Source organism: Corynebacterium sp. ACRQJ (assembly GCF_022346045.1).
GTDB classification, from domain to species: Bacteria; Actinomycetota; Actinomycetes; order Mycobacteriales; family Mycobacteriaceae; genus Corynebacterium; species Corynebacterium evansiae.
Genome location: NZ_JAKRMT010000014.1, coordinates 1 through 12,567, shown reverse-complemented (window position 1 = coordinate 12,567; position 12,567 = coordinate 1). Strand labels below are relative to the sequence as shown.

General features: G+C 61.2%; 9 protein-coding genes. 5 read left to right on the top strand and 4 right to left on the bottom strand.

Going from position 1 to position 12,567, the window contains the following annotated elements:
• Window positions 1-113 precede the first annotated feature (113 nt).
• From MHX52_RS08015 to putP, 3 genes are all read right to left on the bottom strand, one after another.
• Entirely contained in the window at window positions 114-599 is a 486-nt protein-coding gene (locus tag MHX52_RS08015; RefSeq protein ID WP_034985635.1) for a hypothetical protein, read from the bottom strand.
• Between the two features lie 55 nt (window positions 600-654).
• Window positions 655-1,230 (bottom strand): HNH endonuclease family protein, encoded by a 576-nt coding sequence (locus MHX52_RS08010; RefSeq protein WP_237744715.1) that lies wholly within the window; start codon window positions 1,228-1,230, stop codon window positions 655-657.
• Between the two features lie 132 nt (window positions 1,231-1,362).
• Window positions 1,363-2,952: a sodium/proline symporter PutP gene (gene putP / locus MHX52_RS08005; protein WP_304504284.1), complete on the bottom strand. Its 1,590-nt coding sequence runs from the start codon at window positions 2,950-2,952 to the stop codon at window positions 1,363-1,365.
• A gap of 523 nt (window positions 2,953-3,475) precedes the next feature.
• Between putP and MHX52_RS08000 the strand changes: the two genes are divergently transcribed.
• The 4 genes from MHX52_RS08000 to MHX52_RS07985 are packed head-to-tail and all read left to right on the top strand — an operon-like array spanning window position 3,476 to window position 11,269.
• Entirely contained in the window at window positions 3,476-6,214 is a 2,739-nt protein-coding gene (locus MHX52_RS08000; RefSeq protein ID WP_239317567.1) for a DEAD/DEAH box helicase, read from the top strand.
• A complete protein-coding gene (locus MHX52_RS07995; protein WP_239317566.1) occupies window positions 6,207-7,226 on the top strand; it encodes an SWIM zinc finger family protein in 1,020 nt (339 codons plus the stop codon). The genes MHX52_RS08000 and MHX52_RS07995 overlap by 8 nt, the downstream gene beginning before the upstream one ends.
• A 15-nt stretch (window positions 7,227-7,241) precedes the next feature.
• The gene (locus tag MHX52_RS07990; protein ID WP_239317564.1) at window positions 7,242-8,498 is read left to right on the top strand and encodes an exonuclease SbcCD subunit D; all 1,257 of its coding nucleotides are present in this window, start codon (window positions 7,242-7,244) and stop codon (window positions 8,496-8,498) included.
• Window positions 8,499-8,518: 20 nt separating this feature from the next.
• Window positions 8,519-11,269 carry an AAA family ATPase gene (locus MHX52_RS07985; protein WP_239317563.1) on the top strand — a complete coding sequence of 917 codons (2,751 nt, stop codon included), beginning with the start codon at window positions 8,519-8,521 and terminating at the stop codon, window positions 11,267-11,269.
• Here MHX52_RS07985 and MHX52_RS07980 read toward each other — a convergent pair.
• The gene (locus tag MHX52_RS07980) at window positions 11,266-11,637 is read right to left on the bottom strand and encodes a hypothetical protein (RefSeq protein ID WP_239317561.1); all 372 of its coding nucleotides are present in this window, start codon (window positions 11,635-11,637) and stop codon (window positions 11,266-11,268) included. The genes MHX52_RS07985 and MHX52_RS07980 overlap by 4 nt on opposite strands.
• 83 nt (window positions 11,638-11,720) lie before the next feature.
• On the opposite strand from MHX52_RS07980, the gene MHX52_RS07975 reads away from it, so the two are divergent.
• Window positions 11,721-12,353 (top strand): hypothetical protein, encoded by a 633-nt coding sequence (locus MHX52_RS07975; protein WP_049050308.1) that lies wholly within the window; start codon window positions 11,721-11,723, stop codon window positions 12,351-12,353.
• The last annotated feature ends 214 nt before the right edge of the window (window positions 12,354-12,567 follow it).

Below are 12,567 nucleotides of genomic sequence, written 5' to 3'. Positions count from 1 at the left end.
AGCACCCATATCAGCGGCTATCAAATAAAAACGCACCCCGGGTGGGGTGCGTTTTTCGTGTACCCGCGGCCTTATCCGCGGGTTCTAATTAAAGCTTTAAAAGCTGAAGTGGCTTAGACGAACATCAGGATCGCCGTGACCAGCCACAGCAGGTTGAAGATGCCCGCGAACATCGCCGCCTGGCCCGGAATCTTGGAAACGTCGGCGTCCGCGGCCTTGGCAGCCTCCGCCTCGGAAGCCGGAGCGTCACCGGCCTCGACAGCGTTCAGTGCAACCAGGCCCTGGCGCTGGCGGGGGATAACCAGAGCAATCAAAACACCCCAGGCAGCGATCGCCAGCAGCAGGGCGAAGTGCAGCGCGGTGTTCTTCATTGCGCCGTCTACGACGAAGAATGCGATGAGGCCCAGCACCGGCACCAGCAGGGAGATGAAGCCATAAGAGCGGGTAATGCGGTGCACCAGTCGCAGGGCACCGACAGCAGATGGGTCACCGGACTGTGCCTTGCGGAACTGGGGAGCGTACATGGAAGAAGCGATAGCAACGGGGCCGATCAGCAGGATCGCCGCCAGGACGTGAAGCGCAACAATAAAAGTAGACATGTCCTCTATCCTCACAGATGAACAGGGGCTTTGTCACCTTTAAAAGCCGCGCGCCCTATAGATCGCAGGCTTCCCGAGCCGCCTGCACATCCGCTGCCGAAAGCGCCAATTCATAGTCGCCGACTACCCGCAAGAAGCGCGCGCAGTAGCCACAGCGTTCCACCGGGGGCAGCCATTCGCTCAAGGTGGAATCGGATTTCTCACGGTTCACCTCGGATGCCGTCACCAGCAGATTTCGCTGTACGTCGTTTGCAAATGCCCGCCGCTGCTCTTCCGGCCACGCATAAGCCCCTAAGTCCCACGCGGCCGCTAGCGGGACGATGTGGTCTATGTCCACCCCGTGGCGGTCCATGGGGTGATGCGTATAGGGATCGACGCCCCCTTGTTTCCCCAGGGTTCCGCCTCCGTCGTTGCTGGCACATCCACCGGCAGAACCCCCGAAGGTCTGCACCAGCAGCAAGTGCCGGGTATCGCAGACGCCGAACTCTGTAACCTGCATTCCCCACCCGTCGCCGAATCGGGCGCGGGAGTATCCCAGTACCCGTGGACGGGCGGGGATCTGGTGAATGCGTTGCAGGTACTCCCTAACCGTTGCTTGATCCTGCGGGTGGTGACGATGTGGCGTCGTCACCCAAAAAACGACACAGACCACAACAACCAGGAACAGGCAATAGAGGCGGAAGGGCTGAGACAGGAAAAAGCGCCGCATGCAGTCTTAGACTGCAGCGGCGCTAGAAAGGTTCGCTCAAGAAAAGCGGGTGAGCTACTTGGCGGTTACCTCTGCGGCTTCCTCGAAGTCGATGTCCTTCTTGATGGCCACCTTAGAGAGCTTGGCTGCCTCGTCGAAGGTATCGGTGACCTCCTTGGACGGAGCCTTGGTCAGCAGGGTGACGGTGACCATGACGATGACGTTCAGAGCCACGCCTGGGATCATCTCGTACAGACCGAACGGCTTGTCCATAACACCGAACTGCGGCAGGCCACCCCAGATGAAGGCGACGATAGCGCCGGTGACCAGACCGGCTGCGGCACCTGCACCGTTGAGGCGGCGCCAGTACAGCGAAGCCAGGATGACCGGGCCGAAGGAGGCGCCGAAGCCAGCCCAGGCGAACTCGACCAGGCCCAGAATGCCGGACTCCGGGTTAACAGCAATGACGCCGGCGAAGATAGCGACCACCAGTACGGAGACGCGGGAGAGGTTCTTCAGAGACTGGTCGGACGCGTTCTTGTTGATCAGACCGTTGTAGATGTCCTCAATCAGTGCGGAGGAAACAACCAGCAGCTGAGAGGAAATGGTGGACATGATCGCCGCCAGGACTGCGGTCAGGATCAAGCCAGCGATCAGCGGGTGGAACAGGATGCGGCCCATGTCCAGGAAGATCGTCTCGAAGTTCTCCTGGTCAACGACGGCGATGGACGGATCCATACCGAAGAATGCTGGGCCGATGATGGCGACCATGACCGTGCCGACCAGGCACAGGAACATCCAGCCGACACCGTAGCGCATACCTGCGCGGGCATCCGACGGGCTGCGCAGAGCCATGAAGCGAACGATGATGTGAGGCTGGCCGAAGTAGCCCAGGCCCCAGGCCAGGTTGGAGATGATGGTGATGAAGGAAACGCCGGTGAACAGGGAGAACCAAGTCGGGTTCGGCTCGATGGAGCCCAGACCGTATGCGTTTTCCAACTGGTAGGTCCAGATAGCGCCCGGATCATCCATGTGCAGCAGCGCGATGACCGGCACCAGCAGCAGGGAGACGAACATGATGCAGCCCTGGACGGTGTCGGTGAAGGAGACGGCCAGGAAGCCACCGATGAAGGTGTAGCCCACGGTAACGGCGGCAATGATGATCATGCCGGTTAGGTAGTCACCCTGGAAGGTGGACTCGAAGTAACGGCCACCTGCAACCATGCCGGAGGAAACGTAGAAGGTGAAGAACACCAGAATGATGATGCCGGCGGCGATGCGCAGGAAGTGGCTGCGATCGTTGAAGCGATTCTCCAGGAAGGAGGGGATCGTGATGGAGTTGTTCGCCACCTCGGTGTAAGAGCGTAGGCGTGGTGCGGTTACCATCCAGTTCACCGCGGCACCGATCAGCAGGCCGATGGCCATCCACATCTCGGAGAAGCCGAGCATGAAGAGTGCGCCCGGCAGACCCATTAGGAGCCAGCCGGACATGTCCGACGCGCCGGCTGACAATGCGGCAACGAAGGGGTGCAGGTTACGTCCGCCGAGCATGTAATCCTCATACTCGTCGGTCTGGTTGAAACTATAAAGTCCAATCAGCAGCATGATGACCAGATAGATCACCATGGCTATGACAAACCATGTTTGGTCGGTCACAAACATCATCTCCTCAAGTTGAATGCATAAGTTCTATACGTCAGCTTTCGGGCGCTCTGTGCTCCGAAGTACAGAAGGCGCGCGCATGTGTGACGCGCACAACTCGGTATCCACGTTAGCGAAGACGTTTACGTTGCGAAGGGTGTCCGGGGTACGTGGTAGAACTTCCAGCATGGGATTCACGCATCAGATGCACGTTGTTGCACCCACGTCGGGCGGGCTGTGGTTGTGGGTAGAGCGTGTCGAGGGGCACGGGGTGGTACTCGATATCGATGAACTGGAAACCGGCGATCTACCTGCTGTTTGTATGGATATTCTGGGGTCGCGCCCGTGGCGCAATAGGGGTGGGATTTGGCTGTCTACGCCCCGGGGGAGAGTTAAGGAATTACCGGTGCCGGCGGTGGCTTTAACACCCGAAGAATCTGTTGAGCTAATGGGGGCATTATGCGAGTATGCGAATAAAAGTATCGATGCTGGAGCTACTGATAAGCGTGGGCTGATTGACGGGCTGGGTCCGGAGCTTAAATTCCTTATGAATTTATGCGCTTTTGTTGAGGAAGCTGTGCGGGCCGGGCGCGTGATGGTGCGGATGGAGCGAGTGGATGATCAGTGGTTCCCGCGCTGGACGCTTGCGCCCGCAGGCGACCACATGCGCGTGCTGCAGCAGTTCCGTGAGCGCGTGCCGGGAGTGCTGACACGCAACGGTGGCGCAGACGTAGTGGATCGCATGGCCGACGAGTTTGCGCACTGGATCGCCGTGACCCACCTGCGTCGCGAGCTGAGTGACTTCACCTCGGACTTCGTGCGGGCCCTGGCGACGGGCACGGCAACCCGGCGGGGCGGAGCCAGCACCGTGGTAAGCCTCGGCCAGTGGCGGCGCGAGGCTGAGGCCCAGGCGGGGCAGTTGGTGTTCTTGTTGTCTACGCCCTCCGAAGTGGGAGAAGTCGATTCCGAACCAACCTGGTGGCTGCAGATTGCCTATTCCCAGAACGGTGGACCCTTCGAGCCGTTGAACCCAGCCACCATGAACGAAGATCTGAGGGAGCAGGTTATCCGCAGCCTCTACAGGGTGGAGGACGTGTGGCAGGAGTTCAATCCGCACGTACGAAGCCTGCTGACGTGGGTAAATAGCGGCTCGAATCGGTTGGAGCGGGAATGGTGGCGTCCAGAAGAACTGCCGAGCGCACAGCCAACCTTGGGAACGAACCTGGACATCACCGAGCTCGCGAGCTTCCTAGAGCACGGGGCGGAGGCGCTGCGCGAAGCCGGGTTTGGTGTGATGATTCCGCGCGGGTGGGGCAAGGTGCGCCCGCGGGTAAAGGCGAAGGCCACCCCGGTGGGGCAGGGGCCGGGCTCGGGCAAGCTGGGCATGGATCAGCTGATGAACTTCTCCTGGGAAGTCAGCCTGGGCGACGGCGGCGCAGCAGGGGCTAACGGTGCCGATGGTGCCGACGGAACCGGTGCGGAACTGGACGAGGCTACCCGCGAGGAGCTTTTGAACGCGGCCGAGTCGATCGTGCGCATCAACGGCGAGTACGTCTACCTGGATCAGGAGGCCCTGTCGAGCGCCCGCAAGTGGTTCGCGGAAGTGACCAAGGAGCAGGACAAGCCGGTGGGGGATACCACCGTGAGCGTGCGCGACATCTTGGAAGCCGACCTGTTGAGCGCCAGCGAGACGGTAGATACCGACCACGAATTCCGCGTGGTGGCTGACGGTTGGGTGGAACGACTGCTCGACGGCGAGGCACAGGTGGATCCGCCGGAGCCGGTAGAGCCTCCCGCCGCGGTGCAGACCGCCCTGCGCGACCACCAACGCCGTGGTCTAAGCTGGCTGGCCTGGATGCACCGTCACCGTATTGGCGCGATCCTGGCCGACGACATGGGTCTGGGTAAAACCCTGCAAGTGCTCGCGTTGTTGGCCTGGGAGCGTGAGGTCGACGATTGCGCCGGCCCCACACTGGTGGTTGCTCCCACCACCGTCGTGGAAGCCTGGCGGGCCGAAGCCGCGCTGCACGTGCCGAGCCTGGAGGTCTTGGTTGATCACGGTTCGGGGTTGCTCACCGATAAGGAGTTTGGTGACGCCACGTCCCAGGGGCTGGAGGGCAAGCAAAAGAAGCCGGATCTGGTGGTGACAACCTACGGGCGCGTGGCCAGGAATACTGCGCGCTACCAGCAGGTTCAGTGGGGCCGAGTGGTGGCCGACGAGGCGCAGGCCATCAAGAACCCGGCGACGAAGCAGTCCCGCGCGGTGCGCTCGCTTAATGCAGAGACCCACATTGCACTGACGGGCACTCCGGTGGAAAACCGGCTGAGTGATCTGTACGCGATTATGGACTTTGCTAACCCCGGAATCTTCGGCTCCGCCGCAGCCTTCCAAAACCGCCTGGCCATTCCCATTGAGCGCTATGGGGACGAGGAGGCGAAACGGCGCCTGCGCGGGCTGGTGCAGCCCTTTATCCTGCGCCGGTTGAAGGACGACGTGGCGATTGGTCTGGACTTGCCGGAGAAGCAGGACATCGTGGAGCGAGTACCTTTGTCTAGAGAGCAGGCGGCGCTGTACGAGACCTTTATTAAAGACATGGAGATGCGCCTGCAGCTACCCGGCGGCAAGCGCCGGGCCAACATCCTGGGAGCGCTGGTAAAGATCAAGCAGATCTGCAACCACCCGGCGCACTTCGCGGGCGACGGCTCCGGAATCTTGGCCGATGGCAAGCATCGCTCGGCAAAGATCGAGCGCATCTTCGAGATCACCAGTCAGGCGCTGGAACAGGGCAAGAAGGTGCTGATGTTCACGCAGTTCCCGACATTCGGCAAGATGCTGGCGCCGGAGTTGCAGAGCACTTTCGGTGTGGAGGTTCCCGTGCTACACGGCGGGCTGTCGCGTGCGAAGCGCACGCAGATGGTCCGCGAATTCCAGAGCGCCGATGGGCCGCCGATCATGATCCTCTCAGTACGGGCTGGCGGCACCGGCATCACCCTGACGGAAGCCTCGGTGGTGATCCACATCGACCGCTGGTGGAATCCGGCAGTGGAGGACCAGGCCACGGACCGGGCCTATCGGATCGGCCAAAACAAGTCCGTGGAGGTTTATAAGCTGGTGGTGCAGGGCACCATCGACGAGAGAATCCACGACATCATCATGAGCAAGCGGGAGTTGGCAGGAGATATCGTCGGCGCAGGCGAGGGGTGGATCGCCAACCTCGACGATGAGGAGCTGAGCGAGCTGCTGCAGCTGCGCGAGTCCACTCAGCTGGAGGAAAACGATGGTTAGCAAGCAACCGAAGAAGCGCACGCGCACGGATGCGACCTGGGGCGACAACGTGGTGCTCGCTGACTTTGGAGCCAAGCGACGCCAAGAAATGGACCGCCTGCGGGATCAGCACGGCACCCACATCCGTGGAGAGGACAGCTGGGCCAGCTCGCAACTGATGGAGTCTATTTCCAGGTCCACAGACTCCGGCAGGCTGGCGCGCGGCCGCGAATACTTCCGCGGCGGCAAAGTGCTGAGCGTTGAGTTCGCGGAGAATGTGGTTGCAGGGCTGATCCACGGCTCGCAGCTGGAGCCTTTTGAAACGTCCATTCACCTGCGGAGGCTCACGGACCGCCAGCGGGATTTCGTGTACCACGAGATGCTCTCCGACAGCTCGCACATCCGCTCCCTCTTAAGTGGCGGCGCGCCGGGCATGGACGTCGCCTCGGTGCTGATGCACCCCGGGCACGTCAACCGGGTGTACTGCAGCTGCCCGGATAAGTCCGCGGTCTGTAAGCACGTGGTGGCACTGGCCTATTCTGCGGCGGAGAAGCTGGATAGGGACGCCAGTATTCTGCTGAAATGGCGGGGGCTTAACGCGCAGGAGCTGCTGCGCCCAGTTCAGGGCTGGGGTGGTGGGGGCGTGGGGGCGTCACCAATTAGGCAACAGCAAGCTCCAGACAACGCGGAGAAGCATACCGACCAACCGGAGCAGGTGGATTCGGCCGAGTTCTGGGGGACGGCGGCGGAGCCGGTGAAATGGGAGCCTCTGCAGTGGGAATCGGGCATGGAACAGGGCGATCAAAAGGCTTTGAAAGAGGCCATGCGGTCGGTGACCTGGCATGCGGTGGATCAGCTGAAGGCCATGCATGAGCTGGAGGTTTGCTATGAGACCCTGGAGACGGTCGAACCTTTGTTCTATTATGAAGCTGGCTTGTCTGGAGGGGCTGATAGAACTACAGACGAGACAAGTGGCGAAGTAGACGGCAACGCTAGCGATAACGGCAACACTGACAACAACGGGCAGGGGTAAGGCATGGCACAACCTATGGCAACAACATCGGCGCACCGGGTGCGGATCTTGCACACGTCGGATTGGCAACTGGGAATGAAGCGCCGCTTCTTGAGCAGCGAGGCGCAATCGCGTTTCGATGAATCCCGGTTGGCAGCGGTCGAGGCGCTGTTGGAGCTCGCGGAGGAAAGGCAGTGTGACGCCATCGTGGTGGCCGGTGACGTTTTCGACGACAACCTGCTGAAGCCAGAGATCTACGGGCGTGCGATGGACGTGCTAAAGCGCACAAAAGTGCCGGTGTTCCTTCTGCCTGGAAACCATGATCCGCTGGACGCGGCCAGCGTGTACCACCGGGAGGAGTTCACCGAACTGGCGAATGTTTATGTGCTTAGGGATTCGGCTCCAGTGGCGGTGCCGAACTCCGGTGGCGCGGGCGCGGCTGGTGTTCCTCTCGAGATTGTGGGTGCCCCGCTGCGGGGGAAGAACGCGGACGAGGACCTGGTGGCGGCCGCGCTGAGAGATTTGGAGCCGGTGCAGGGAGCGGGTGTGCGCGTGCTGGTGGGGCACGGGGCAGTAGGCTCCTTCGGCGACAAGGATGATCTAGACCGCATCGACGTAGACAACGCAGCCCGGGCGTGCCGCGAGCGGAAGGTGGACTACGTGGCGCTGGGTGACACGCACTCGACAATGCCGCTGGACGCGGACGCATCACGGGCGCGGGTGTGGTACTCAGGCGCACAGGAGGTCACGGCCTTCGTTGAACCAGACGGGGGTGGCGAAGCGAACTCCGGAAACGTGCTGATGGTGGACATCGCGGTGGATCCGGCGCGACCAGCACAACAGGCGGACGTTCAGGTAGAGGAGGTTCCGGTCGGGCGCTGGGCATTCAAGGCGCTGAACGCGACGGTGAACTCGGCGGCGGATATCGACGAGTTCCTGGAGCGGCTAGAGGGAATCGACGCAAAGCGCACCACCGTGGTGAAGTACGCGCTGGAGGGAACGCTGTCCGTCCACGATGCCGCTTACCTGGACGAGCGGATCACGAAGATCGCGCCGACCTTCGCTGCTTTATACGCGCGCGAGCGGCTAATGAAGCTGCATGTTATTCCCGACGAGGACGAGCTTTCCGAGGGGCTGCTCAGTCAAGGTTTTGTCGGCGAGGCGGTGGAAGAACTGCAGCAGCTGGCGAATTCCGATAGCAAGGATCCGCAACGGGTAGAGCGGGCACAGCAGGCGCAGGATGCGCTGCGACTGCTCGTGCGCTTGGCACACCAGGCGGAGAAGGCTAACTAGGGGAGAGGGACGGCAAGGAAATGACATCTTCTACCAAGGCATCGCCAAAAGCCAGCTTCGTGCTGGAGAACTTGGATGTGCGCAACTTCGCGGGCATTGAGTCCGCGCACTTTGCCCCAAGCGCCACGGGTGTGACCGTCGTTCACGGCAGCAACGAGGCCGGAAAATCCAGCCTGATGAACGCCTTTGGCCTGCTGCTTTCGGATTGGAAAGTCTCGACGACCTCCAAGAAAGTCAGTGGCTTTTTCCCCGTGGGCAGCGGCACCAAGCCAAAGATCACCGCCCGTATGCAGTTGGGCGAGAACCTGGTGGAGTACACCAAGGACTTCGAGAAAAAGAAGGTGCTCCTAGATGTGCTGCGCCCCTCCGTGCGCAACTACACCGGCGACCAGGCAATGGAGAAGTTCAGCGAGCTGCTGAACGAGAGCATCGACTCCGCCCTGCGCGAGGCACTCTTCGTCAGCCAAGGACAGCGCCTGGACGCACTCGACTTCACGGCCATCCCCTCCCTGTCCTCGGCCCTGCGCACCGCCGGTGATGACGCCACAGTGAGCGCCGCCAGTGGTATCAGCGAAAATGACCAGGGCGCCGCGGAGCTGCTAGTCCGCCTGATCGACGACGAGGACAAGAAGCTGCGGGACCGCCGAGCCAACAGAAATTCCAAGGGAGAGCTGGCCGCCGCCGAGGCAGATTTGGCGAGTGCGCAGGAAGCCCTAGCGACCGCCAAGCTTGAGTACAACAATGCGCAGGCAGCGATCCGCGAAATCGAATCCAAACAGATTCAGCGCGCCGATGCCGAAGACGATCTACCGGATGCGCAGAAAGAGTTCGACGAATGCGCCGAGCGGTTAGAGGCTGCGAAGAAGATCGCGGAGGCCTTAAGCGCCCTGGAAAACGAGCTGGAACTGAAACAGGACCAGGTCGGGCGATGGCAAGAGGCATCCGAGGCGCGGGAGAAGCAGAAGCTAGCGCAGGGGGAGCTAGAACAGTCGCTCAAAACAGCGACGGAGGAGCTACGTGGCGTCCAGAAAAGGGCAGAGGAACAACAGGCCGAGCGCGACGAGGCGAAGAGAGCCTTCGATAGTGCCCACGCCGCGTACGTGCGTGCGGATAAGCGTGCCAAGCTGGCCACCGCGCTAAAGAACGCGGCGGACATCCAGGGGCGGCTGGAGTCCGCGACGGAGGAGCGGGATAGCGCGGTGAAGCTGGACGCGAAGGTAGCGGAGCTGGCTCAAAAGGTGGATCGCAACCCGGCCACGCCGCAGGCGGAACAGAGGATCCGTGAGGCGATGACGGACCTGGACGCGCAGATAAAGATCCGCGATGCGGGCGCGACTTCCGTGCATATCGCAGGGCCGGCCGACAGCACCATCGTGGACAACGGAGTGGAGGCCACCCTGGGGGAGAGCGGCCTGGAAAAGAAGGTCACCACCGAATGGACCGTTGGCCTGGGTGAATACGAGGTGCGCGTCACCCCGGCGCAGGATTCCAGCAACCTCGACCTGAACGTCGACGAGGCGCTGCAGAAAGTCAATGCGGAACTATCGGCGGTCGGGCGCGAGCATATTGCGCTCGAGGATCCGCGCGCGGAAGTCCTTGAAGAGTTTGGGCGTGCCGTTAGGGCGCGGAACGAGGACGAGGAAACCCTGCGCGACCAGCGTGCGAGCCTCAAGGCCATCCTCGGCAAGCGAACACTTTCCGACCTGAACGGTCAGGTGGAAAGCCTCACCGCCGAGGTCGAGAAGCTGCTGGAAACCAGTAGCTCCCTGCGTAATGACGCCAACGTGGAGGCCGGCGAAAACATCGACGAAGTAGAAGAAGGTGCCGCGCTGGAGGCAGCCACCCGAGCCCGTGACGAAGCCAACGGACGGTTGCTTTCCCTACAGAACAGCGACGCGATCGAGCGGAAGATCCAGTACGAGGCGAAGGCGGAAAACCTGCAACAGCAGCTGGATGCGGCAGCGAAGGATCTGGAAGCAGCCCGCGAGCGATACTCCGACGAAGAACTGAACGCAAAGCGTACCCAGGCAACGCAGGCCGTGGATGCGGCACGCGAAAAGCTCGATTCCAAGAGGCAGGAAGTAGGCGAGCTCGGCGACGTGGCGGACGTGCAGGCGAGCTTCGAGGGGGCTCGGAGCCGGGTAAACATGCTGAACCAGCAGGTACAGGAATGCCGCGTGGACATTGCCGCCTTGAACGCCAAGCTCGGGCAGGCTCGCGGTTCCGCAGAAACCAAGGAACAGTCAGAGGCGGAAGTAGAGCGTCTCAAGGGCGTGGTCGCTAGGCTGCGCAGGCAGGCGGATGCCGCGGAGCTACTGCATCAAGTGGTTCAGGAATCGCGGAAGCGGATGCAGGAAAAGTACTCCGAGCCGTATCGCAAGGCCCTGAACAAGCTCTCCGGGATTGTCTTCGGTAGCGATGTTGATCTGGACGTCGATGAGAAGTTCCAGGTTTCGAGCCGCGCTATCGGCAGCGTGCGCCTGGAAAAGGAGCAGCTCTCCGGCGGCGCCCAGGAGCAGGTGGAGATTCTGCAACTGCTCGCCATCGCCCGCCTGGTGGGGCACGACGGCAGCGGGGTGCCGATATTCCTGGACGACGTGTTGGGATTCAGCGATACCGACCGGGCCAAGAGCATGAACAAGGTGCTTGGCGCCTTGGGGCGGGATAATCAGATAATCGTCCTGACCTGCGACAAGGATAGGTTCTCCCGGATCCCGGGGGTGGACTTCCAGAGTATCGACAGCCTAAAGAAAGCCGGAGCTAGTTCCTAGTAGTCGCTGTACTCGTCGTAGTAGTCGTAGTAGTCATACTGCGCGTCGTCATAACCGTCGAGGTATCCCTCGTAGTAAGAATCATCCGGCGCGGGTGCAGGCTCGGCCGGGCGGGCGGCCATCATCTTGTTGGCACACGTCGACGTCCACCCTGACGTTCCGTCGGTAAAGAAAGTTGTGCCGGTCTCGTGCATCGAGGGATCCCCGCAAGAGGCGATCGTCTTATTCATGACGGATGGGTTCGCCTGCCCCGGCGCCTCAGTGTGGCCAATGACCACCTCGCCGGTGGTGTTCGTCTGCTGCTGCGAACCGCCCGGAGTAGGCGCCGGGGACTTAGCCTCTGAGTCCTTTGAGACCTTTGAGGGCAATAAGAATTACTTTAAGAATACCCAGCGAGTGCCCCGCAGCGACGTTATTATCGCCACAGAAGAGAACACTTAGGAGTGCTCCCATGAAGTCCCACTCAAAGCCTCGCTCAAAGTCCCATTCGCTAGCAGTAAAGATCGCTGCGGTAATCACCTCAGCCGCCCTACTGGGGTCGTGCAGCCTCATTTCTTCCGAAGATTCGGATCAGGCCGAAAACTCGGCACAGTCCGTGACCGAAGGAATGCAGCGGGTTGAGGAAGGGCGAATCTCCCTTGAAGTTCCAGCAGACTGGGAAGAGACCGAGGACTTCAAACCAACGGAGAATGGTTTCACCACGTCTTGGTCTAACGCGGACAAAGAGGCCGATAAAGAGCCAACGGACGTGATTCGTCTGAGCTCTGACCAGGGGCAAGGGCCTACGGCAACCGCCACGATGGGGTACTTCGAAGTGAACGCCCAGTTCCGAACCACCCACGGAAGAGACTTCGAACTAGGCGAGTCCCGCGACCTGGATATCGAAAACGCCGACGAGGCCAAGCTGACCACTTGGACGACGAACGAAAAGTCCGGCAAGACTCTGCACGGCGCGTGGGTGTTCGTCTCCGCAGGAAGCGGTGGAGCCGCTGGAGTTGAGATCTTGGCGCTCACCCTGTCCGAGGAAGAGATCGAGGCGATCATCGACTCGGTAGAGTTCGATCCGAGGAAATCGGAGGAATAAGAACGCCCCGAGTGCCCCTGGCTTGAAAAGAGTGCCCTCGGCGATGTCCGAAGTCAGGACATAGTTGACAACGTGTTCCAGGGAAAAGCGTTGGGACCTGACCCCCGTTAGGTAGACACCTGATATCCAGCCCAGTTGGGTTGGGAAGAAAGGTAATCTACCACCATGCCTAGGTACTCCGAACAGTTCAAACGTGATGCTGTGGCCCTCTACG